Source organism: Streptomyces sp. NPDC001822, from assembly GCF_042892135.1.
Classification (GTDB): domain Bacteria; phylum Actinomycetota; class Actinomycetes; order Streptomycetales; family Streptomycetaceae; genus Streptomyces.
In genome coordinates this window covers 125,449-147,868 of record NZ_JBIATW010000011.1, presented here as the reverse complement: position 1 = coordinate 147,868, position 22,420 = coordinate 125,449, and the positions used below count along the sequence as shown (strand labels likewise).

Below are 22,420 nucleotides of genomic sequence, written 5' to 3'. Positions count from 1 at the left end.
GGGAAGGGGCTGCGGTTGCCGACGGCCGTCACCTGCCGAAGGCCATCATGGTCGTCTGCTCCTTCTCCTCCTCGTCGCTGCTCGCGCTGACGCGGTCGCTGACGACGAACGAACGGCCGCCCGCGTAGACGACCTTGGACGTGAAGAAGTTCTCGATCCGGGTGGTGGAGTCCGGGTGCTGGAGCACGACCTTCGGCGCGCCGCCGGTGGGCGCGATCGTCGCGATGGCCCCGCCCTTGTCGTAGGAGGGCTCCAGATAGACCAGCACGTCGCCGCCCTCCATGCGCAGCGGCTTCATGGTGCGCTCCGCCGGCGCCGCGGCCTTCCACTTGGGCCTGCCGGTGTTCAGGTCGAACGCGACGACCTTGTTGGTGCGGCCGGTGCCGCTGGTGTCGTCCTCGGTCATCATGTAGAAGGTGTTGGCGTCGGCGGCGAGGCCCGCGCAGCCTTCGAGCTGCTCACCGAAGATCGCGAAGTCGTGACCGCAGTCGACGGAGAACTTGTCCTCCTTGTCACCGACCAGCTGCGAGCGGAGCGTTCCGTTCTCCTTCAGCGCGAGGATGGACCACTTCTTCTCGTCCCGCTGGGTCAGCGAGACGACGAGCGGGCTCACCGAGTAGACCTTGTCGACCTCCCAGCCGCGCTTGGGCTGGTAGGTCCACTTGGGCTTCCCGGTGGCCGGGTCGACCTCCTGGACCTGCTGCTGCGGGTTGTCCGCGTCGGAGGTGCGGCAGGCGGACGCGGCGATCAGCTTGGGGCCGCCGGCGAACGCGAACGGCTGGCAGTTCCCCGAGGGCTTGCCGAACAGCTGCGAACCGTCGCTCACCCGGTAGCCGTTGGAGTTGCCGGTGCGGCCGACGGTGACCGTGTCGCCGCTGATCGCCAGACCGATGTCGGACATCAGGTCCCAGGTGCCGTTCTTCTTGACGGACTTCTTCCAGCCGGCCTTGCCCGTGTTGAGGTCGATCATCCGGAGCTCGGAGCAGTCGGCCTTGTCCGTCGTGCCGTTCTTCACCCCGATGACGATCTTGCCGTCGGCGGTGGCCGTCGCCGGAGCCGCGCACATGTCGGCGGGCAGCGGGAGCGTCCACTTCTCCTTGCCGTCGGCCACCGAATAGCCGACGACCGAGCGGTACATGCCCTTGACGAGGGTGTCCCCCACGATCCACGGGCCGTACACGTCCGCGCCGTTGCGCGGCAGGTCGATGCCGTTCGCCGTCAGCCAGAGGACCTTGGCCTCACCCGGCTTGCGCCCGGCGTTGAGGTTGTCGTCCGCCTCCCGGCCGTCCCCCTTGCCGTCGCCCTGGTCGACGCTCGGCGAGGCGCTCGGGCCGACCGGCGGTTCGCTGGGCCCGGCGACGGGCTTCTTCTCGCCGTCATCGCCGCTCGTGGCGAAGAAGACGCCTCCGCCGACGACGAGGAGCACGGCGATCGCCGCACCGATGATGACGGCGGGCCTGCCCTTGAAGGGGCCGCCGCCGGAGCCGCCGGGGGCGGGCGCACCGGGGTAATGCTGCTGTGGATGGCCGTAACCGGCGGTCGGCTGCTGACCGTAGGGTCCGGGCTGCTGACCGTAGGCTCCGGGCTGCTGTGCGTACGGCCCGGCGGGCGCGCCGTAGGGACCGGGCTGCTGTGCGTAGGGGCCCGGGGCCTGGCCGGGTGCCTGCGGATAGCCGTATCCGGGCTGCGAGCCGGGTGCCTGCGGGTAGCCGTAGCCCGGCTGCCCGGCCGGCGGGGCGGGAGGCGTCTGCGGCGGTGCGGCGGCCGGGGGCGGTGTCTGCGGCGGAGCGGGAGGCATCGGCGGCGGCGCCGCGGGGGGTGATTGCGGCTGGGGCGGCTGAGGAGTGTCCTGCGGCTCCCGCGGTGCCCCGAAGCCCCCCTGCGGCGGTTGCTGGCTGGGCGGCTGCGTCATCAGCACGTCCCCCTTCGTGCGGTCCGGTGCCCGGTTCGTTCTCCCCCGCGATTCCGCTGGGCTGAATTCCCCTCGGAAAGGAGCGAATCGGGCATGGATCCCGCGGCGTCACGACAGTCGAGCGGGGCTTCTTTGTACCACCCGGTCGATATCGAACAGCGGAACGGTCCAGCCCCGTTCCCAAGGGAGAACCGGCCTGTGATGCCGTCGTTACGCACGTCTGCGCGGACGACCGGCGCCCGTTCGACTGACGGGACGTCACATTCACGCGACGACCGCTTACTTCGCGGCATCACCGCAGGTCGACCGGCCGCTTTGTCACCGTGGTGCCGCTATCACCCTTATTCGGAGCGGGTGTTCATCCGCCGAAGACCGAGAGCGCCTTCGCAGCCTTCGGCGGAACCCACTCGCGTCTGCCGTGGCCCCCGCACAACCGTCCGGGGTGCCGCCGGGATCACGCGTCCTCGGCCAGCTCCAGCCAGCGCATCTCCAGCACGTCGCGTTCCGCCACGAGTGCGCGCAGTTCGGCGTCGAGCTCGGCGACCTTCCCGAAGTCCGTGGCGTGGTCGGCGATCTGCGCGTGCAGCGACGTCTCCTTCGTCGACATCTTCTCGAGCTGCCTCTCGACCTTCTGCAGCTCCTTCTTCGCGGCGCGCGCGGCCTGCGGCGAGAGGGTCTCGGCTGGAGCCGCCTTCGCCGCGGGGAACCCGGCGGCGGAGGCGGGGGTGGCCGTCTCCTCCATGCGCTGCCGGCGCTCGATGTACTCGTCGATGCCGCGCGGAAGCATCCGCAGGGCACGGTCCCCGAGGAGGGCCATCACCTTGTCCGTGGTCCGCTCGATGAAGAAGCGGTCGTGGGAGATCACGATCATCGACCCGGGCCAGCCGTCGAGGAGGTCCTCCAGCTGGGTCAGGGTCTCGATGTCCAGGTCGTTGGTGGGCTCGTCGAGGAAGAGGACGTTGGGCTCGTCCATCAGCAGGCGCAGGATCTGCAGCCGCCGCCGCTCACCACCGGACAGGTCACCGACCGGCGTCCACTGCTTCTCCTTGGCGAAGCCGAACTGCTCGCAGAGCTGCCCGGCCGTCATCTCGCGGCCCTTGCCGAGGTCGACGCGGTCGCGCACCTGCTGGACGGCTTCGAGCACCCGGAGCTTCGGGTCGAGCTCCGCGACCTCCTGCGAGAGGTAGGCCAGCTTGACCGTCTTGCCGACGACGATCTTCCCGTCGGCGGGCTGGACGTCGCCCTGGCTGCGGGACGCCTCCGCGAGCGCCCTGAGCAGCGAGGTCTTGCCCGCGCCGTTGACACCGACGAGGCCGATGCGGTCGCCGGGGCCGAGCTGCCAGGTGAGGCGGGTGAGCAGCGTCTTGGGTCCGGCCTGGACGGTCACGTCCTCCAGGTCGAACACCGTCTTGCCGAGCCGGGCGTTGGCGAACTTCATCAGCTCGCTGGTGTCGCGCGGGGGCGGCACGTCGGCGATCAGCTCGTTGGCGGCCTCGATGCGGTAGCGCGGCTTGGAGGTGCGCGCGGGGGCGCCCCGGCGCAGCCAGGCGAGCTCCTTGCGCATCAGGTTCTGCCGCTTGGACTCCTCGGTCGCGGCGATGCGCTCCCGCTCGGCCCGGGCGAACACGTAGTCGCTGTAGCCGCCCTCGTACTCGTGGACGGAGCCCCGCTGGACGTCCCACATGCGGGTGCAGACCTGGTCCAGGAACCACCGGTCGTGGGTGACGCAGACGAGGGCGGAGCGCCGGGCCCGCAGGTGTCCGGCCAGCCAGGAGATGCCCTCGACGTCGAGGTGGTTGGTGGGCTCGTCGAGGACGATCAGGTCCGGCTCGCCGATGAGCAGCTTGGCCAGCGCGATGCGTCGGCGCTCGCCACCGGAGAGCGGGGCGATGACGGTGTCCAGGCCGTGCTCGAAGCCGGGGAGCGCGAGGCCGCCGAAGAGACCGGTCAGCACGTCCCGGATCTTGGCGCTGCCCGCCCACTCGTGGTCGGCGAGGTCGCCGATCACCTCGTGCCGGATGGTGGCCTTCGGGTCCAGCGAGTCGTGCTGGGTGAGGACACCGAGGCGCAGCCCGCCGTTGTGGGTGACGCGGCCGCTGTCGGCCTCCTCCAGCTTGGCGAGCATCCGGATGAGCGTCGTCTTGCCGTCGCCGTTGCGGCCGACGACGCCGATCCGGTCGCCCTCGGACACCCCGAGGGATACACCGTCGAGCAGGGCACGGGTGCCGTACACCTTGCTGACCTGCTCGACATTGACCAGATTGACGGCCATTTCACTCCTGCCTGGGGGGTCCCTGTTCCGGGGACCGCTCGACGTACCAGAGTAGTCGCCGCGAGGGGTGCGATAGCGTGCGGCGATCGATCATGGGGAGTAACCCCAGGTCGGAGCGGTACGGAACATCTCTGGGGTGGGGACTTCATGATGCGCGACACGATGCGGACCTGGATACCGGCGGTCCTGGCGGCGGCGGTGCTGACCGGCTGCTCCTCGCCGTCCGACGGCGGTACGGACACGGACACCGGGACCGGGACCGGGACCGCCACCGCCACCGCCACCGCCACCGGGAAGAACGGGGACAGCGCGCCCGCGGAGGCCGCGGAGAGCGCACCCGCGAAGAAGGGCGGCTCCCTCGGCGGTGCGGGCACCGCGTGCGAACTCCCGGTCACCTTCGACCTGGCGGCGGGCTGGAAGCCGCAGGCGGTGGAGGTGGAGCCCGGCTCCGACCTGGCGGCCCTCGGGCAGCAGGGCTCGGCCACGATGGTCTGCGAGATCGACGCCAAGCCGGCCGGGAACATCGGCTACCTGCGGGTGTGGCGGGGCAGGGCCTCCGAGGACGACCCCCGGTCGGCCCTGGAGGATTTCGTGGCCGGCGACGAACACGCCACCGAGGCCGCCTACGAGGAGATGGAGGCGGGGGCGGTGGCGGCCGTGGAGGTCACCTACACGGTCCACGCCGAAGCACTGGACGAGCGGAAGCCGGAGCGCGCCTTCGCGGTCGCCACCCCGGAGGGCCCGGTCGTGGTGCACCTCGGCGGGCTGGACTCCACGGAGCACCGGCAGATGCTGCCGGCGTACGAGCTGGCGAAGAGCACCCTGAAGCTGAGCTGACGGGAGCTGGGCTGACAGGCTGCGACTCCGACAATATGTACGGTATTCTGTACGTACAGGATACCGTACAGACGTGAGGAGGCCACCGTGCGGACCATGACGTACACCGAGTCAAGGGCGAAGTACGCCGAGACGCTCAACGCCGTCGTCGACGACCGCGAGGAAGTTGTCGTCACACGCGCCGGTCACGACCCGGTGGTGATAGTCGCGCTCGACGAGTACGAGTCCCTCAAGGAGACCGCCTATCTGCTGCGAAGCCCCGAGAACGCCCGCCGCCTGCTGGCTTCGATAGACCGTCTGGAATCCGGTGGGGGCACCGTGCGGGAGCTGGCGGAGTGAAGTTCGTCTGGGACGAGGCGGCCTGGGAGGACTACGTCTGGTGGCAGGCTCAGGACCGGAAGATCCTCCGGCGGATCAACAGCCTGCTCCAGGATGTCGCCCGGAACGGCAACGAAGGCATCGGCAAGCCTGAGCCCCTGAAACACGGCTTCCAGGGATTCTGGTCCCGCCGCATCACCGCGGAACACCGCCTGATCTACAAGGTGGTCGACGACGAGGTCCGCATCGCCGCCTGCCGCTACCACTACGGCTCCTGACCGCAGCCCGGGCGCCGGTGTGCACGTCGGTCAGCGGTGCGGTGCGGCACTCCGGTGAACGGTGCGGCACTCCGGTGACCAGGTTTCAGGCGGCACCGGCCCCGACGACCGTGGCCCCGGGGGCCGGCGAGAGCGCCACCCGGGCGCTTCGGCAGGTGCCCGACGCCAGCAGTGCGTCGGCCACCTTGTGCGCCGTCTCCTCGTCCGCGACGAGGAACGCCGTGGTCGGGCCGGAGCCCGAGACCAGGGCGGCCAGGGCGCCCGCCCCCGTGCCGGCGGCGAGGGTGTCCGCCAGCGCGGGGCGCAGGGAGAGCGCCGCGGGCTGGAGGTCGTTGCCGAGGGCGTCCGCCAGCGCGGTGGCGTCACCCGTGCGCAGGGCGTCCAGCAGCGCGGGCGACGCGGTCGGCTCGGGTACGTCGGTGCCGGCGGTGAGGCGGTCGAACTCGCCGTACACGGCCGGGGTGGAGAGCCCGCCGTCGGCGACGGCGAAGACCCAGTGGAAGGTGCCGCCGACCTCGACGGCGGTCAGCCGCTCGCCCCGGCCGGTCCCGAGTGCCGCTCCGCCGGTCAGGCTGAACGGCACGTCGCTGCCCAGCTCGGCGCAGATCTCCAGGAGTTCCTCCCGGGTCGCTCCGGTGGACCACAGGGCGTCGCAGGCCAGCAGCGCGGCGGCGCCGTCGGCGCTGCCGCCCGCCATGCCACCGGCGACGGGGATGTCCTTGGCGATGTGGATGTGGACGTCGGGTGCGATGCCGTGCCGGGCCGCCAGGGCGATCGCGGCCCGCGCCGCGAGGTTCGTGGCGTCGAGCGGCACCTGGCCGGCGTCCGGCCCGGAGCACGTGACGCGCAGCGCGTCGGCCGGGGTCACGGTGACCTCGTCGTACAGGCCGACCGCGAGGAAGACGTTGGCGAGGTCGTGGAAACCGTCGGGCCGGGGTGCGCCGACGGCGAGCTGGGCGTTGACCTTGGCGGCCACGCGGACGGTGACGCTCACTCGCTGCTCCCAGAAGGCTCGGTCCCCGAAGGCTCGGTCACCGACGGCTTGTTGCCCGACGGCTTGTTCTCGGCGATGGCGGCGAACTCCTCGACGGTGAGCGCCTCGCCGCGGGCCTGCGGTGAGATGCCCGCCGCGACCAGGGCCTCCTCGGCCGCCGGGGCGGAGCCCGCCCAGCCGGCCAGGGCCGCGCGCAGTGTCTTGCGGCGCTGGGCGAAGGCGGCGTCCACGACGGCGAAGACCTCGGCCCTGCTCGCGGTGGTGCGGATCGGCTGGGTGCGCCGGACCAGGGACACCAGCCCGGAGTCGACGTTCGGGGCGGGCCAGAACACCGTGCGGCCGATGGAGCCGGCGCGCTTGACGTCGGCGTACCAGTTGGCCTTCACCGAGGGGACGCCGTAGACCTTGTTGCCCGGCCGGGCGGCCAGCCGGTCGGCGACCTCGGCCTGCACCATCACGAGCGTCCGCTCGATGGTGGGGAAGCGCTCCAGCATGGTGAGCAGCACCGGCACGGCGACGTTGTAGGGCAGGTTCGCGACGAGTGCGGTCGGCGCCGGGCCCGGCAGCTCCGTCACGAGCATCGCGTCCGAGTGGACCAGGTCGAACCGGCCCGCCCGGTCCGGCAGGCGGGCGGCGACGGTGGCCGGCAGGGCGCCCGCGAGCACGTCGTCGATCTCCACGGCGACGACCCGGTCGGCCGCCTCCAGGAGGGCCAGGGTCAGCGAACCCAGACCGGGCCCGACCTCGACCACCACGTCGTCGGGCCGCACCTCGGCGGTCCGTACGATCCTGCGGACCGTGTTGGCGTCGATGACGAAGTTCTGGCCGCGCTGCTTCGTGGGGCGTACGCCCAGCGCTGCGGCCAGCTCGCGGATGTCTGCGGGGCCCAGGAGGGCGTCGGGCTCTGTGGTGCTCACCCGTTAAGCCTACGGCCGCCGCGGGGCCCGGAGACCGCCGCCCGGCCCGGGCCCGCGCGCCTCCCGCCGGACGACGACCTCGTCCCCGTCGTCGAGTCCGGTGCCCGGCTCCGGGGCGACGACGTCACGGGTGCCGACGACGACGCCCTCGGAGTCGAGGAGTTCCCCGACGTCGTCGGCGAAGGTGTGCAGGGTGCGCGACGTCCCGTCGACACGGACCTGGACGGCCTTGTCCAGAGCGAGGAACGCGGTGGTTCCGCCGGCCAGGACCGCGACGACGAGGGCCCGCGGGACGAGCCGCCGCAGGCCCTCCGGGGCGCCTCGCCGGGCCGCCCGGTGCCCGCCGCGCCGGCGTACGGCGGGCGTTTCCCGTGTGGCCGCCGGGCGGGGCACCAGCGGCGTGTCCAGCATGGTCGGGTCGTGCACCTGAGTGCGGGCCGGCCACAGCGCGGCGACGATCGTCCGCTCCTCGTGGAAGGCGCGCGACGGGAGCGGGCGCGGCGGCGCGGGTGCGGGGGCCCGGGGCGGGGACTGCGCCGTGCGCCGACTGCCGCGCGGTGCGCGGTGACTGCCCTGCGAATGCCCCACGACGCTCCAGAAGTTCCGGCCTGCCGACCCCGTTGCGCGGGCACGATAACCGAGGAGAGGTCACCCTCCAAAGTCGTACGATTACCCAACGTGTCGCGGACGGTCATCCGGTGCCGCCCGGTGTGCCGCCCGGTGTGCCGCCGGGTGGCGCGCGGCGGGCGGCCGGACCGCGGTCAGAAGTCGAACGCCCGCGCGGTGTTGTCGTAGACAGCGGCGGCCAGGGTGTCCTCGTCGGTCCCCCGCACCTCGGCCATCGCGCGCAGCGTGACCGGAATGAGGTACGGCGCGTTGGGCCGGCCGCGGTAGGGGGCGGGCGTGAGGAACGGCGCGTCGGTCTCGACGAGCACCAGTTCGGCCGGAGCGACGGTCAGCGCGTCCCGCAGCGGCTGCGCGTTCTTGAAGGTGACGTTGCCGGCGAACGACATGAAGTATCCGGCCGCCGCGCAGATCCGGGCCATCTCGGCGTCCCCGGAGTAGCAGTGGAAGACCGTCCGCTCCGGTGCCCCCGCGTCGGCGAGGATGCGCAGCACGTCCGCATGGGCCTCCCGGTCGTGGATGACCAGGGCCTTGCCGTGCCGCTTGGCGATCTCGATGTGCGCCCGGAAGGACTCCTCCTGGGCGGCCATGCCCTCGGGCCCCGTACGGAAGTAGTCCAGGCCGGTCTCACCGACGGCGCGGACGTGTGCGAGGGCGGCCAGCGCGTCGATCTCGGCGAGCGCCTCGTCGAGAGCCGCCTTCCCGCCGGGCTCCCGCGCACCCTGGCGGGACGTCCCCTCGGGATCCCCGTGCACGATGCGGGGCGCCTCGTTGGGGTGCAGGGCGACGGAGGCGTGGACGGACGGGTGGACGGCGGCGGTCTCGGCGGCCCAGCGCGAGCCCTTCACGTCGCAGCCCACCTGGACGACCGCGGTGACGTTGACCGCCGCGGCGCGGGCCAGGCCCTCCTCGACGGTTCCGTCCTGCATGTCCAGATGGGTGTGCGAATCGGCGACCGGAACCCTCAGGGGTTCGGGGAGCGGCGGGGCTTCGGTACGGCTCATGCCCCCGACTCTACGAGGGCGCGGGCCGTCCCTCTCACCGGCGGTGGAAGGGGCGCAGCAGGTCGGACAGGTGCCAGTGGTGCGTCTCGGGCCCAGGGGCCCGCACGGCCGCGACGGCCAGCTCCTCGTCGGGCTCCGCGCCGTCGGCGTCACGCGGACGCGGCGCCTGCTGGGCCCGGAGCAGCTGCTGGACCGAGGAGACCCGGCCGGCGCGCATGATCCGGACCACGTGGCCGCCGCAGTTGGCGCAGGAGGGGGTGGACAGCGGCGAGGGCACCCGCTCCCCGTCCGCCTTGTAGACCACGAAGGCGTTGCCCGAGCCGTCGACGTGGTGCTCTATCTGGTAGGCCTGTTCCCAGCCGTGCCCGCACCTCATGCAGGCGAACGCGTACGCCTCGTGCACGGTGGTTGCTGCGATCTCACTCATGCCTGCTCCCTTGTCAGCGGAGAAGCACTCCGGACAAGCACTCCGGATGGTGCGTTCCACCCTCAAGTGGACGCCTCCACGAGCGGCGACGCACCAGGTCTGCCGAGTGTTGGAACGGTTTTGGCCGATCCATGGACAAAGGGGCCGGAACGCGGTTCGGGCTTTACATTTCAGGCTAGTCCCTTGCCCTCCGCCTGGCCGGTCCGAGCCGCGTTCTTTGCCGCGACCACCGCATCGAACACCTCGCGCTTGGGCAGCCCGGCCTCGGCGGCGACCGCCGCGATGGCCTCCTTGCGCCGCTCCCCCGCCTCCTCGCGCACCTGCACCCTGCGCACCAGCTCGGCAGCGTCCAGCCCCTCGTTCCCCGAGTCCGTCGCGCCCTCGACCACGACGGTGATCTCGCCGCGCACGCCTTCGGCCGCCCAGACCGCCAGATCGCCCAGGGAGCCGCGCTTCACTTCCTCGTACGTCTTGGTCAGCTCGCGGCACACGGCCGCCCTGCGCTCGGCGCCGAACACCTCGGCCATCGCGGCCAGGGTGTCGTCCAGCCGGTGCGGGGCCTCGAAGAAGACCATCGTGCGGCGCTCGTCCGCGACCTCGCGCAGCTTCCCGAGCCGCTCCCCCGCCTTGCGCGGCAGGAAACCCTCGAAGCAGAAGCGGTCCACGGGCAGGGCCGACAGCGCGAGCGCGGTCAGCACCGCCGACGGGCCCGGCACGGCGGTGACCTTGATGTCCCGCTCCACGGCGGCGGCCACGAGCCGGTAACCGGGATCGGAGACCGACGGCATGCCCGCGTCGGTGACCAGCAGGACGCGCGCGCCGCCGGCCAGCGCCTCGACGAGCTCCGGCGTACGCGCCGACTCGTTGCCCTCGAAGTAGGAGACGACACGCCCCGTCGTGTGGATGCCCAGCGCCTGGGTCAGCCGGCGCAGCCGCCGGGTGTCCTCGGCGGCCACGACGTCGGCCGTCTCCAGCTCGGCGGCGAGCCGTGGCGGGGCGTCCGCCACGTCGCCGATGGGGGTCCCTGCGAGTACGAGCGTTCCAGTCGATCCAGTCACATCGGCCATCCTCCCAGCACGCGCGGCACCACTCGCACAGAAGCGTTCCCTACGATGGCGCGGTGACGAGTACTGCGCCCGAAGCCCAGCAGGGCCACGACGCCGGGGATCACGCCGGCGACCAGCCGCCTTCCTGGCAGCAGCGGCTGCGCCGCTTCGGCCATTCCCCACGGCCGGAGACGGGGCTGCGCGAGCGCCTGGTCCCGCCGTACACCCGCCCGGGCGGCCAGTTCTGGAGCGTCCTCGCGGTGCCTCCCGCCCTGGCCGGCCGCCTGGTGCGCTGGTCCGCCTGGGGCGGTCCGCTGCTGGTGGCGCTGGTCGCCGGGGTGCTGCGGTTCTGGAACCTGGGCAGCCCCAAGGCGGTGATATTCGACGAGACGTACTACGCCAAGGACGCCTGGGCGCTCGTCAACCAGGGATACGAGGGCGCCTGGCCCAAGGACATCGACAAGAAGATCCTCGCGGACCCGTCCTCGGTCGCCGTCCCGGTGGACCCGGGCTACGTCGTCCATCCCCCGGTGGGCAAGTGGATCATCGGGTTCGGCGAGCAGATCTTCGGGTTCACCCCGTTCGGCTGGCGCTTCATGGTGGCACTGCTCGGCACCCTCTCGGTCCTGATGCTGTGCCGCATCGGCCGCCGCCTGTTCCGCTCGACCTTCCTGGGCTGCCTGGCCGGCACGCTGCTGGCCGTGGACGGGCTCCACTTCGTGATGAGCCGCACCGCGCTGCTCGACCTGGTGCTCATGTTCTTCGTGCTGGCGGCCTTCGGCTGCCTCCTCGTCGACCGGGACTGGTCCCGCCGCAGGCTGGCCGCCGCGCTCCCGGAGGACGAGGACGGACTCCTGCGGCCGGACGCCCACGTTGCCGAAACGCTCCGCCTCGGCTGGCGGCCGTGGCGGCTCGCGGCCGGGCTGATGCTCGGTCTGGCCTTCGCCACGAAGTGGAACGGGCTGTACATCCTGGCCGCCTTCGCCGTGATGGCGGTGCTCTGGGACGTCGGCGCCCGGCGCACGGCGGGTGCCGTGCAGCCGTACCGGGCCGTGATCCTCAGGGACCTGCTCCCGGCGTTCGTCTCCACGGTGCCGGTCGCGATCGGCACGTACGTCCTGTCGTGGACGGGCTGGATCGTCACGGACAAGGGGTACTACCGCAACTGGGCGGCCACCCAGGGCAAGGGCGGTGGCTGGGCGTGGCTGCCCGACTGGCTGCGCAGCCTCTGGCACTACGAGTACCAGGTCTACGAGTTCCACATCGGCCTGACGTCCGGCCACACCTACCAGTCCAACCCGTGGAGCTGGCTCGTGCTGGGCCGCCCCGTCTCGTACTTCTACGAGGAGCAGACGGGCTGCACCGCCTCCGCGAGCGGCAAGTGCGCCCGCGAGGTCCTGGCACTGGGCACCCCGCTCCTGTGGTGGGCGGCGTGCGTGGCCCTGCTGTACGTCCTGTGGCGCTGGTTCTTCCGCCGCGACTGGCGGGCCGGCGCGATCGCGTGCGGCGTGGCGGCGGGCTGGCTGCCCTGGCTCCACTACCAGGAGCGGACGATCTTCCTCTTCTACGCGGTGGTGTTCGTCCCGTTCCTGTGCCTCGCGGTCACGATGATGATCGGTGCCCTGCTGGGCCCGGCGGCCGGCACCGGCACCGGGCACCGCATGGGCCTCACCAAGGCGGACCCCACGGGCGAACGCAGACGCACACTGGGCGCGATCGCGGCGGGCGTCCTGGTGCTGCTGATCATCTGGAACTTCATCTACTTCTGGCCGATCTACACGGGCACGTCGATCCCGGACGACGCCTGGCGCGACCGGATGTGGCTGGACACCTGGGTCTAGCCGCGACGACGCGGGGCCGGCCGCGACGACGGACGGGCCCGGCACCTGATGGTGCCGGGCCCGTCGTGGCCGCAGCAGCGGCCGTGGTACCTCACGCGCTTCACGACGGCCCGCTGACGGCCCGTCGTGGACCGGTCTGTCAGCCGGCCGACGCGACGAGCCGCGCGGCAACCTCGGCCGCGGTCGGCATCGCGGCGATCTCGTCGCGCAGGCGCTGTGCCCCGGCGGTGAAGGCGGCGTCGGACAGGATCCGCTGGACGGCGGCGGTGACGGCCTCGTTGGTCGCCTCGGCGCCCTCCGGCAGGACGACTCCGGCTCCGGCGGCCTCCAGTCGCTCGGCCCAGCGCAGCTGGGTGGACCGGTCCGGCAGGACGACGGCGGGGATGCCACGGGCCGCCGCACCGAAGGTCGTGCCCGAACCGCCGTGGTGCACGATGACCGACACGCCGTCGAGCAGCTCGGCGGCGGGGACGAAGGTGACGAGCTCCACCCGGGCCGGGTCCAGGCCGAATCCGTCGAGCGGCACCTCGTCACCCGAGGTCGTCGCCACCAGGTCCACGTCCAGGGCGCTGAGCGACCTGAGCAGCGAGCCGAGCCGGTCGAGTTCGCTCAGGCCGGTGCTGAAGCTGACCAGCACGCGCGGCCGGCCGGTGAGCTCCGCCCGCTGCACGGCCGGCGTCCCCTCGGGGGCCTGATGGGGGCTCGGCCGCATCGGAATGCGCTCCAGCCCCGGGACCTCGCCCCCGCCCTGCAGGCTCGGCGGGCAGATGTCCACCATCCAGGTGCCGGACATGGAGTGAGCCGGTGCGTCCAGGCCGCGTTCGAGGTAACGGGAACTCACCGAGGCGGTGAGCGCTTCCTGATAGTCCGGTTCCAGCGCCGGGTCGATGGCCATGACGGCGGAGGGCACCTTGAGCGTGGCGGCGACCAGCGGCCCCACGAAGTCGCAGTACTCCGACACGATCATGTCGGGCGCCCATGCGCGCGCGGCGTCGAGCGCGTCGTCCGTGGCGAGGTCGAGGCGGACCCCGGCGAAGAACTCCGCGAGGAACTGGGGCGACTCGCCCAACAGCCCCTCCATGCCGATCCGTTCGAGCGCTCCGCCGACGAGCGCCTCCTTCTCCGGGCCCACAGGGAGCAGCTCCAAGCCCTCGGACTCGACGATGCCCGCCATCGATGCGGCCGAGCAGACCGCGACGACATGCCCTTGCTTCCGCAGCTCACGCGCGACCGGCAGAGTGGGCAGGAAGTGCCCCAGCAGGGGGGTGCTAAACACGAGGATACGCATATGTGCACATTACATCATTAGTTGTTGTGTCAAATTTCCCCCCACGACCGGCGACTCCGGCCACGATGCCGGACCTCCGATGCCAGAAAGCGCTCTCCCGACGCGTCGCAGTCCTGTAACAACCGCCTCTGGCCTCACTGCCGCCACGTAGAGTTCCAGGGAAAGCCTTGTTGAACACGTTCAATAAGGACTCCTGGGGAGGGGACGGACCATGCGTGGTGGAGCGAAGGTCGCCGTGATCGGCGGGGTGTTCGTGCTGGTGACCGGAGGGCTCGGTTACGGCGCGTACAGCGTGGTGCTGGGCGGCGGAGGCGCCGGGACCGCGTCCGCGTCGTCCGAGGTGAAGACCGGGCCGCCGGGCAGGGAGGAGATAGAGACGACCGCGAAGGACTTCCTCGCGGCGTGGGCTTCCGGCGACGGGGCCGCCGCCTCACTGCTCACGAACAACGAGGCCGCCGCCGAGCCGCTGTTGACCGGCTTCGCCGAGGAGGCCCACGTCACGAAGGCGGTCATCACCCCCGGCCCGGCGGTCGGCGCGAAGGTGCCGTACACGGTGAAGGCGACGGTGTCCTACGAGGGGAGGACCAAGCCCTGGTCGTACGCCTCCGAACTGACCGTGGTGCGGGGCCTGACCACCGGCAAGGCGCTCGTCGACTGGAAGCCCGCGGTGATCCATCCGCAGCTCACCGAGGGCGCGACCCTGAGGACGGGAGAGTCGGCCACCGCCGCGATCGAGGCGGTGGACCACAACGGCAAGGTGCTGGACAAGGAGACGTATCCGTCGCTCGGGCCGATCCTGGACAGCCTGCGCGAGAAGTACGGCGACAGCACCGGCGGTTCCCCCGGCATCGAGACCTGGATCGAACCCGAGGGCGGGTCCGCGGCGAACACCACGCTCCTGACGCTCGCCGAGGGGAAGCCGGGCAAGCTGCAGACCACACTCGACGCCGGCGCCCAGGCCGCGGCGGAGAAGGCGGTCAAGAAGTTCAGCCAGGCCTCCGTGGTCGCCGTGAGGCCCTCCACGGGCTCGATCCGCGCGGTCGCCAACAACCCGGCGACCGGCTTCAACGCCGCGATGCAGGGCACCCAGGCACCCGGCTCGACGCTGAAGATAGTCACCGCCGCGATGCTCTTGGAGAAGGGGCTCGTCTCGGCGAACCGGCCGGCGGAGTGCCCCAAGGAAGCGCTGTACCAGGGACGTACGTTCCACAACCTCGACCACTTCCAGCTTCCCGCATCCACCAACTTCACCACCAGCTTCGCCCGTTCCTGCAACACCGCCTTCATCAAGCTGATCGACGACACCAAAGATGACGCGGCCCTCCCCAAGGAGGCCCGGGACGTCTTCGGGATCGGGCTGGACTGGAAGACGGGCATCGCCTCCTTCGACGGCAAGGTGCCGGACGAGACCGGCGGTGAGGCGGCGGCCCAGTACATCGGCCAGGGCACCGTCCAGATGAACGCCCTCAACATCGCGTCCATCACCGCCACCGCCCGCACCGGCACCTTCCGCCAGCCGCTGATCGTCCCGCAGTCCCTGGACGACCGTCAGATCGCCACCGCCTCCCGCTCGTTGCCGCAGAGCGTCACCGGTCAGCTGAACGACATGATGCGGGCCACCGCGTCCTGGGGCACCGGAAAGACCGCGATGGCCTCGGTGGGCGGCGACAAGGGCGCCAAGACGGGCTCGGCTGAGGTCGACGGCCAGGGCACGTCCAACAGCTGGTTCACCGGCTTCAGCGACGACCTCGCCGCCGCGGCGGTCGTCCAGTCGGGCGGTCACGGCGGGGACGCCGCCGGCCCGGTCGTGGCCGCGGTGCTGCGCGCGGGGTCGTAGCCCCCCGAGGGGGCGGCGCACGACGGCGGAAGGGGCGCTCGGGCCCGGGTGACGTTCTGCACAGGCGCCGGAATCGCTGTGGTGTACACGCGGACCCGTTCAGTAGCGTGCCGGGCATGAGCACCCACGACGTGACCCCGCTGGTGGCGGCGGCGGTGCTGGCCGCCGCGATCACGCACGCGAGCTGGAACGCCATCGCCCACGCCATACGCGACCAGTTGCTCTCCTTCACCCTGATCTCCGGTGGCGGCGCGCTGATCGGGGCCGTACTCGTCTGCTTCGCACCACTGCCCGCTGCCGGCGCCTGGCCGTATCTGCTCGTCTCCGCGGGCCTGCACGTGGCGTACATGCTGCTGCTGATGCGCTCGTTCACCCTGGGCGACTTCGGCCAGATGTATCCGATCGCCCGGGGCACGGCCCCGCTGGTCGTGACGGTGCTCGCGGCCGTGTTCGTCGGCGAGCGTCCCGACGGCTGGGCGACGGCGGGCGTGGCGGTGGCCTCGGCGGGGCTCGTCGGGCTGGCGCTGTGGGGGATCCGCGGCTCCGGCCGCCGCCCCCACTGGCCCGCGATCCTGGCGGCCCTGGCGACCGGCCTGGCCATCGCCGGGTACACGACGGTCGACGGGGTCGGGGTGCGCGCCTCGGGGACACCGGTCGGTTACATCGGCTGGCTCATGATCGCCGAGGGCGTGGCCATCCCCGTGTACGCGGGCCTGCGCCGCCGGGGCGGACTCCTGCCCGCTCTGCGGCCGTTCATGGCCCGGGGGCTGCTGGGCGCGGCGCTCTCGGTCGCCGCGTACGGGCTCGTCCTGTGGGCGCAGACCAGGGCACCGCTCGCCCCGATCGCCGCGCTCCGCGAGTCCTCGATCATCGTGGGTGCCGCGATAGGGACGCTGTTCTTCAAGGAGAAGTTCGGCGGCCCCCGGATCGCGGCCGCCGGGCTGATGGTGGTCGGCATCGGGCTGATGCTTCACACGAGTTGACCCGCTCCCACCCGCTCGCCCCGCCCGGTCCCGTCACCGGCCCCCCGTCACGCGGACACGGCGGCGGAGGCGGCCAGTTCCACGACCACCTCGTCGTCCTCGGCCTCGCCCGTCGGCAGGAAGCCGAGCGAGGTCCAGAGCGCCGCTGCACCCGTGTTGGCCGGGTCGTACGACAGCCGGATCACCTCGCAGCCGTCCCGTCGCGCCAGCCAGGCGGCGAGCGTGCGCGCGGCGGCCCGCCCGATCCCCGCGCCCTGCTCGGGGCCGTCGATCAGCACGCCGCCGATCCAGTACGAACCGTCCTCGTCCCGCGCCCACATGACGTGGCCGAGCGGGAGTTCGCCGGCGTACACCGCGAACGAGTGCCAGGTGTCCTCCCGCGACGTGAGGAGCAGATAGCGGGCGGCGAGGGCGGGGGCGAAGTCCCGCTGGGCGTCGAGCGGCGCGACGTCGGCGACCGCGCGCCAGTTGTCGTCGGTCACCTCGCGCAGGGTGACGCCTCGCCCGGTCCGGTCGGCACAGCCGTAATCGATCATCCCGGGAGAGTAGGGCGCGGGCCGCACCTCCGCCAGCGGATTACTCCTCGCCCGTCATGGCCTTGCGGAAGCCGGTGTTGACGCCGAGGAGACCGCCGTCGACCCGCAGTGTCGTGCCGGTGATCCACGCCGCGTCCCGGGACGCGAGGAAGGCGACGGCGGACGCGATGTCGTCCGGTTCGCCGATCCGTCCGAGCGGGTAGAGCGCGGCGGCCCGCTTCAGCTCTGCGTCGCGGCCCGCCCAGGCGTCGGTACGGATCGTGCCCGGCGCGACGAGGTTGACGCGGACACCCCGCGGTCCCGCGTGGCCCGCGAGCGTACGGGTCAGGCTCGCCAGGCCCGCCTTGGCGGCGCTGTAGGCGTGCCCGCCGAAGTCCTGCTCGCCGTTGACGGAGCCGATCGTGACGATGGCCCCGCGGCCGGACGCGACCAGGTGCGGCAGCGCGGCCCGGGAACAGCGGTAGGGGCCGCTCAGGGTGATGTCGAGGGTGTGTTCCCAGGACGCGTCGTCCTCGTCCTCGAAGAGCGCGGCGTCGTCGTGGTTGGCGTAGGCGTTGTTGACCAGGACGTCGAGCCGGCCGAAGGCGGCGACCGCGTGAGCGACGGCCGCCTCGACCGCCGTGCGGTCGCCGACGTCGCAGGCCAGGGATTCGGCGGTGCCGCCCGCCTCGCGTATCCCGTCCGCCGTGCGTTCGGCGCGGCCGGCGTCCAGGTCGGTGACCAGAACGGCCGCGCCCTCCGAGGCGAGCCGGCGCGCGGAGGCGGCCCCGATGCCCTGTCCCGCGCCGGTGAGGAGAACCGCGTACCCGTGGAAGCGTGGAGGTGTCATAGCGCCGACCGTACTGCCCTGACCAGGGCCTGGGCACGGGGGTCGGCGGTGACTCCCTTCTGCAGACCGTTCGTCACATATCCCAGCGCGATGCCCGATTCGGGATCGGCGAAGCCGAGTGAACCACCGCGTCCGGGGTGGCCGAACGATCCGGGGCCCAGGAGCGGCGCGGCCGGACCGTGGAGCATGTAGCCGAGTCCGAAGCGGGTGCTGACGACGAGCACCCGGTCCGGTCCCGCCGACTCCTCGGTGCGCGCCAGGGTGAGGGTGGCGGGGGCGAACAGCCGCTGCCCGTCGACCTCCCCGATCATCGCGGCGTAGCAGCGGGCGAGGCCGCGCGCGGTGGCGACACCGTTGGAGGCGGGGAGTTCGGCCGCGCGGTAGGCGGGGTCGTTCTCGTCGGGGAAGGGGTCGATCGCCCCGAAGGCGCGGCGGGTGAGCGAGGAGGGATCGGCATAGGCGTCGACGACGGAGCGCTTGGGGCGCACCCGCAGGGTTCCGCCCCCTTCCGCGGGCGGGGCTTCGACGGGCCCGATCCGCCCGATCCGGTGTGCCTCGTCCGCCGGGAGTCCGAACCAGAAGTCGAGGCCGAGCGGACGGGCGATCTCCTCGGCGACCCAGCGTCCGATGGTGCGCCCGGTGACTCTGCGGACCAGTTCGGCGACGAGCCAGCTGAACGTCTGGGCGTGGTAGCCGTGGCCGGCGCCCGGCTCCCACAGGGGTTCCTGGGCGGCGACGGAGCGCGGCCCGGACGCCTGGTCGGCCGCCTGCGCGGGGGTGAGCGGCACGTCGAGCGCGGCGAGCCCGGCGCGGTGGGCGAGGAGATGGCGCACGAGGACGCGCTCCTTGCCCTTCGCCTTGAACTCGGGCCAGTAGGTGCCGACGGGGGCGTCCAGGTCCACCTGGCCGCGCTGGTGCAGCATCAGCGGCACGGCGGCGGCGACGCCCTTGCCCGCCGAGCGGACGATCTGGACGGTGTCCACGGCCCAGGGTTCGGTGCCGTCCACATCCCTCGTGCCGGCCCACAGGTCGACGACCTTGCGGCCGTGGCGGTAGACGGCGACGGCCGCTCCCCGCTCCCCGCGCTGCTCGAAGTTACGGACGAAAGCGTCCCGTACCGCCTCGAATCCCGGCGCCACCGTGCCCCGTACGTCCACGCCTGCTCCCGCGCTCCCGCTCATCCCTCCATGGTGCATCCCGCCGCAGGTGAAGCGGGGGGCGGGTCACCATCTGTTCACGCGTGCGGAACGGACACGGAACGCGGGTCGAACCCGAAGGGCAGCTCCAGCCGGTGCCTGCGCATGAGCGCGTCGTCGCACAGCAGGTCCTGCGTACGGTCGTCGGCGGTGATCACCCCGTCGCTGAGGATCACGGCCCGGGGGCAGAGTTCGAGGGCATACGGCAGGTCGTGGGTGACCATGAGGACGGTGACGTCCAGGGAGCGCAGGATGTCCGCGAGTTCACGGCGGGAGGCCGGGTCCAGGTTGGAGGACGGCTCGTCCAGGACGAGGATCTCCGGCTCCATCGCCAGCACGGTGGCGACCGCGACCCGGCGGCGCTGGCCGAAGGAGAGGTGGTGCGGGGGCCGCGCCGCGAACTCCTCCATGCCCACCCGCTTCAGGGCGGTCATGACCCGGTCCTCCAGCTCGGGGCCGCGCATCCCGGCCGCGGCCGGGCCGAAGCCGACGTCCTCGCGCACGGTCGGCATGAAGAGCTGGTCGTCGGGGTCCTGGAAGACGATGCCGACGCGGCGCCTGATCTCCGCCAGGTTCTTCTTGTCCACGGGCATCCCGGCGACCCGGACGGTTCCGGCGCCCGCGTCGAGAATGCCGTTGAGGTGGAGGACGAGCGTGGTCTTGCCCGCGCCGTTGGGGCCGAGCAGGGCGACGCGCTCGCCGCGGGCCACGGTCAGGTCGACGCCGAACAGGGCCTGGTGGCCGTCGGGGTAGGCGTAGGCGAGGCCGCTGACCTCGAGGGACGGGGCGGGGGTGGTGGTCGGGCTCATACGGTCCATCCCAGCAGACACACGACGAGGGCGAGCAGGGGGAGTGCCGCCGCGTGCGCCCACTGGGTCCGGGAGGCGGTCACCTCGTCGATGACCGGCATGCTGCCGGTGTAGCCGCGGCTGACCATCGCGAGGTGGACGCGCTCGCCTCGCTCGTAGGACCTGATGAACAGGGCGCCCGCCGTCTTGGCCAGGACACCCCAGTGCCGTATCCCGCGCGCCTCGAAGCCCCGGGAGCGCCGGGCGATCGACATCCGGCGCAGCTCGTCGGTGATGACGTCGCCGTACCGGATCATGAAGGACGCGATCTGGACGAGCAGGGGCGGCAGCCGCAGTCGCTGGAGGCCGAGCAGCAGGGAGCGCAGTTCGGTGGTGGACGCCAGGATCACCGAGGCGGCGACGCCCAGGGTGCCCTTCGCGAGGACGTTCCAGGCGCCCCAGAGTCCGGGCACGCTGACGGAGACGCCGAGCAGTTCGGTCTGCTCGCCGGGCACGACGAAGGGCATGAGCAGCGCGAACGCCACGAACGGCACCTCGATGACCAGCCTCCGCAGCAGGAACCCGGCGGGGATCCGGGCCACGGTGGCGACGGCGGCGAGCAGGGCCGCGTAGAGCGCGAAGGCCCAGACGGCCTCGCGCGGGGTGGAGACGACGACCACGACGAAGCAGACCACCGCGGCGAGTTTGCAGTGCGGGGGGAGGTCGTGGACGGGCGAGTGCCCGTGCCGGTAGAGCTTGTGCGCGTGCCCGGCTCCCATGTCAGACGGACTCGGCGGTGCGGGCCACGGGCGCGTCGGGCGTACGGCGGCGGCGCACCGCCCAGAACACTCCGCTGCCGACGGCGACGGTGACGCCCACGCCGATCACTCCGGCGAGGCCTCCGGAGACCCGGGGGTCGCCGATGTCCTTGACGCCGTAGTCGGCGAGCGGGGAGCCTGCGGCGTCGTGCTCCTGGACCTTCTCGTCGATGCCCTTGTCGGCGGCGACCTTCTCCAGGCCGTCGGGGCTGGCGGAGGCGTAGAAGGAGACGAAGCCGGCGAGGACGAGCGCGGCGGCCAGCCCGGTGGCCCAGACCTTGCGGGTCGACCGGGCGGCGGGGACGGGCACGGGGGCGGCGGCCGGGGCGTCGACGAGTTCGCCGCCGACCCGGAGCTTCAGCGGGGCCGAGAGGCCGCGGGCCCCGTGCACCAGGTCGGGACGGACCGCGAGAACGGCGCCCACGGTCAGCGCGGTGATCACCGCCTCGCCGATGCCGATCAGGACGTGGACGCCGACCATCGCCGTCAGGACCTTGCCCACGGGCACGTCGGTGGTGCCGCCGATCGCGTAGATCAGGGTGAAGACGGCGGCAGCGGCGGGCACGGAGACCAGCGCGGCGACGAAGGACGCGGTGGTCGTCGAGCGCCGGGTGCGGGGCAGCACGCGGGTCAGCCCGCGGAAGAGCGCGTAGGCGACGACGGTGGTGACGACGCCCATGACCGTGATGTTCACGCCGAGCGCGGTGAGACCGCCGTCGGCGAAGAGGACGCCCTGCATGAGGAGGACGACCGCTATGCAGAGCACTCCCGTGTAGGGGCCGACCAGGATCGCCGCGAGCGCCCCGCCCAGGAGGTGCCCGCTGGTCCCGGCCGCGACCGGGAAGTTCAGCATCTGCACGGCGAAGATGAACGCGGCGACGAGCCCGGCCAGCGGGGCCGTGCGCTCTCCCCCGAGTTCACGGCGGGCACCGCGGAGACTGACGGCGACCGCACCCGCGGCGACGACGCCCGCGACGGCGGAGACGGGTGCGTTGATGAATCCGTCGGGTACATGCATGGAGTGGCTCCGCTTTCGGGCGTTACGTCGGGCGGGGTCGGGAACCGCTCAATGATAGAGCCCTGTTGCAAAGAGCTCGCAAGAGCGCAGGGGCGTCAACTGTCCGCCCCCAACGTGCCCAAATGGGAAAATATGGGACATTGGGGGGAGAGATCTTCACACAGGAGGAGCCGGCCCATGTCCCTCGTGATCCAACAGCACATACGCGCCCGGCTCATCACCGACGGCCCCGACCCCCGGCCGGTCCCCGTGGAACTGCGCTACGACTCGGACGAACCGAAGACGGTCCGGATGCGCCTCCCCGGCGGAGTCGACTGGACCTTCGGCATCGATCTCATCGAACGCGGGCTGCGCGCCCCCGTCACTCGCGGCGACATCCGCATCTGGCCGTGCGGCCGGGCCCAGCTGGTCCTGGAGCTGCACTCGGCCGACGGCGTCGCCGTCTTCCAGATCGACAACGCCCCGCTGATCCGCTTCCTGGCCCGGACCCGCGCCCGCACCGGGACACGCAGGACGGCCGCCCCGTCCGCCGGCCCCGCCAGCCGCGCCCGCGCCTGAGCGCCTCCGCGCGCGACGAGAGCCCCCGCGCCGCGTGCACGGAGGCTCTCAGGCCGCTCCGGCCCCCCGTCCCCACAGGTGACCGGCGCACCGGAGCCG

At 72.3% G+C, this 22,420-nt stretch carries 22 protein-coding genes; 7 read left to right on the top strand and 15 right to left on the bottom strand.

Going from position 1 to position 22,420, the window contains the following annotated elements; genetic code table 11:
* Positions 1-28: 28 nt before the first annotated feature.
* Positions 29-1,912: a PQQ-binding-like beta-propeller repeat protein gene (locus ACFYY2_RS24550; protein WP_388746372.1), complete on the bottom strand. Its 1,884-nt coding sequence runs from the start codon at positions 1,910-1,912 to the stop codon at positions 29-31.
* A 454-nt stretch (positions 1,913-2,366) separates the two neighbouring features.
* Positions 2,367-4,184, bottom strand: coding sequence for an ABC-F family ATP-binding cassette domain-containing protein (locus ACFYY2_RS24545; protein WP_388746370.1), 1,818 nt, complete (start codon positions 4,182-4,184; stop codon positions 2,367-2,369).
* A gap of 147 nt (positions 4,185-4,331) precedes the next feature.
* On the opposite strand from ACFYY2_RS24545, the gene ACFYY2_RS24540 reads away from it, so the two are divergent.
* The 3 genes from ACFYY2_RS24540 to ACFYY2_RS24530 all read left to right on the top strand — a co-directional run bounded on the left by ACFYY2_RS24540 (position 4,332) and on the right by ACFYY2_RS24530 (position 5,617).
* On the top strand, positions 4,332-5,021 hold the full coding sequence (locus ACFYY2_RS24540; protein WP_388746368.1) for a lipoprotein: 690 nt from the start codon (positions 4,332-4,334) through the stop codon (positions 5,019-5,021).
* Positions 5,022-5,108: 87 nt separating this feature from the next.
* Positions 5,109-5,360 carry a type II toxin-antitoxin system Phd/YefM family antitoxin gene (locus tag ACFYY2_RS24535; RefSeq protein ID WP_388746366.1) on the top strand — a complete coding sequence of 84 codons (252 nt, stop codon included), beginning with the start codon at positions 5,109-5,111 and terminating at the stop codon, positions 5,358-5,360.
* The gene (locus tag ACFYY2_RS24530; protein ID WP_388746364.1) at positions 5,357-5,617 is read left to right on the top strand and encodes a Txe/YoeB family addiction module toxin; all 261 of its coding nucleotides are present in this window, start codon (positions 5,357-5,359) and stop codon (positions 5,615-5,617) included. Before ACFYY2_RS24535 ends, ACFYY2_RS24530 begins: the two co-directional genes overlap by 4 nt.
* Positions 5,618-5,702: 85 nt before the next feature.
* Here ACFYY2_RS24530 and ACFYY2_RS24525 read toward each other — a convergent pair whose 3' ends face one another.
* The 6 genes from ACFYY2_RS24525 to rsmI form a co-directional block, all read right to left on the bottom strand.
* Entirely contained in the window at positions 5,703-6,611 is a 909-nt protein-coding gene (locus tag ACFYY2_RS24525) for a 4-(cytidine 5'-diphospho)-2-C-methyl-D-erythritol kinase (RefSeq protein ID WP_388746362.1), read from the bottom strand.
* Positions 6,608-7,528, bottom strand: coding sequence for a 16S rRNA (adenine(1518)-N(6)/adenine(1519)-N(6))-dimethyltransferase RsmA (rsmA, locus tag ACFYY2_RS24520; RefSeq protein ID WP_388746360.1), 921 nt, complete (start codon positions 7,526-7,528; stop codon positions 6,608-6,610). The genes ACFYY2_RS24525 and rsmA overlap by 4 nt, the downstream gene beginning before the upstream one ends.
* A gap of 9 nt (positions 7,529-7,537) precedes the next feature.
* On the bottom strand, positions 7,538-8,116 hold the full coding sequence (locus ACFYY2_RS24515) for a ubiquitin-like domain-containing protein (RefSeq protein WP_388746358.1): 579 nt from the start codon (positions 8,114-8,116) through the stop codon (positions 7,538-7,540).
* 173 nt (positions 8,117-8,289) lie between these two features.
* Positions 8,290-9,156: a TatD family hydrolase gene (locus tag ACFYY2_RS24510; protein WP_388746356.1), complete on the bottom strand. Its 867-nt coding sequence runs from the start codon at positions 9,154-9,156 to the stop codon at positions 8,290-8,292.
* A 34-nt stretch (positions 9,157-9,190) separates the two neighbouring features.
* A complete protein-coding gene (locus ACFYY2_RS24505) occupies positions 9,191-9,583 on the bottom strand; it encodes a hypothetical protein (RefSeq protein WP_388746354.1) in 393 nt (130 codons plus the stop codon).
* A gap of 170 nt (positions 9,584-9,753) precedes the next feature.
* Positions 9,754-10,650: a 16S rRNA (cytidine(1402)-2'-O)-methyltransferase gene (rsmI, locus tag ACFYY2_RS24500; protein WP_388746352.1), complete on the bottom strand. Its 897-nt coding sequence runs from the start codon at positions 10,648-10,650 to the stop codon at positions 9,754-9,756.
* Positions 10,651-10,703: 53 nt separating this feature from the next.
* Between rsmI and ACFYY2_RS24495 the strand changes: the two genes are divergently transcribed.
* Positions 10,704-12,470, top strand: coding sequence for a dolichyl-phosphate-mannose--protein mannosyltransferase (locus ACFYY2_RS24495; protein ID WP_388746350.1), 1,767 nt, complete (start codon positions 10,704-10,706; stop codon positions 12,468-12,470).
* Between the two features lie 139 nt (positions 12,471-12,609).
* Here the strand turns inward: ACFYY2_RS24495 and ACFYY2_RS24490 are convergent, their stop codons facing one another.
* Positions 12,610-13,758 carry a glycosyltransferase gene (locus ACFYY2_RS24490; protein WP_388746348.1) on the bottom strand — a complete coding sequence of 383 codons (1,149 nt, stop codon included), beginning with the start codon at positions 13,756-13,758 and terminating at the stop codon, positions 12,610-12,612.
* A 211-nt stretch (positions 13,759-13,969) separates the two neighbouring features.
* On the opposite strand from ACFYY2_RS24490, the gene ACFYY2_RS24485 reads away from it, so the two are divergent.
* Both ACFYY2_RS24485 and ACFYY2_RS24480 read left to right on the top strand, forming a co-directional pair.
* The gene (locus ACFYY2_RS24485; RefSeq protein WP_388746346.1) at positions 13,970-15,595 is read left to right on the top strand and encodes a penicillin-binding transpeptidase domain-containing protein; all 1,626 of its coding nucleotides are present in this window, start codon (positions 13,970-13,972) and stop codon (positions 15,593-15,595) included.
* 131 nt (positions 15,596-15,726) lie between these two features.
* A complete protein-coding gene (locus tag ACFYY2_RS24480; RefSeq protein WP_388746598.1) occupies positions 15,727-16,578 on the top strand; it encodes an EamA family transporter in 852 nt (283 codons plus the stop codon).
* A gap of 47 nt (positions 16,579-16,625) precedes the next feature.
* On the opposite strand, the gene ACFYY2_RS24475 is transcribed toward ACFYY2_RS24480, so the two are convergent.
* From ACFYY2_RS24475 to ACFYY2_RS24450, 6 genes are all read right to left on the bottom strand, one after another.
* Positions 16,626-17,114 carry a GNAT family N-acetyltransferase gene (locus ACFYY2_RS24475; protein WP_388746344.1) on the bottom strand — a complete coding sequence of 163 codons (489 nt, stop codon included), beginning with the start codon at positions 17,112-17,114 and terminating at the stop codon, positions 16,626-16,628.
* 40 nt (positions 17,115-17,154) lie between these two features.
* Entirely contained in the window at positions 17,155-17,943 is a 789-nt protein-coding gene (locus tag ACFYY2_RS24470) for an SDR family NAD(P)-dependent oxidoreductase (protein ID WP_388746341.1), read from the bottom strand.
* Positions 17,940-19,100 (bottom strand): serine hydrolase domain-containing protein, encoded by a 1,161-nt coding sequence (locus ACFYY2_RS24465; RefSeq protein ID WP_388746596.1) that lies wholly within the window; start codon positions 19,098-19,100, stop codon positions 17,940-17,942. Before ACFYY2_RS24465 ends, ACFYY2_RS24470 begins: the two co-directional genes overlap by 4 nt.
* 77 nt (positions 19,101-19,177) lie before the next feature.
* Positions 19,178-19,948, bottom strand: a complete 771-nt coding sequence (locus ACFYY2_RS24460) for an energy-coupling factor ABC transporter ATP-binding protein (protein ID WP_388746339.1) — start codon at positions 19,946-19,948, stop codon at positions 19,178-19,180.
* Entirely contained in the window at positions 19,945-20,706 is a 762-nt protein-coding gene (gene cbiQ / locus ACFYY2_RS24455) for a cobalt ECF transporter T component CbiQ (protein WP_388746337.1), read from the bottom strand. The genes ACFYY2_RS24460 and cbiQ overlap by 4 nt, the downstream gene beginning before the upstream one ends.
* Position 20,707: 1 nt before the next feature.
* Positions 20,708-21,763, bottom strand: coding sequence for an energy-coupling factor ABC transporter permease (locus tag ACFYY2_RS24450; RefSeq protein ID WP_388746335.1), 1,056 nt, complete (start codon positions 21,761-21,763; stop codon positions 20,708-20,710).
* A 177-nt stretch (positions 21,764-21,940) separates the two neighbouring features.
* On the opposite strand from ACFYY2_RS24450, the gene ACFYY2_RS24445 reads away from it, so the two are divergent.
* The gene (locus tag ACFYY2_RS24445) at positions 21,941-22,321 is read left to right on the top strand and encodes an SsgA family sporulation/cell division regulator (RefSeq protein WP_388746333.1); all 381 of its coding nucleotides are present in this window, start codon (positions 21,941-21,943) and stop codon (positions 22,319-22,321) included.
* The last annotated feature ends 99 nt before the right edge of the window (positions 22,322-22,420 follow it).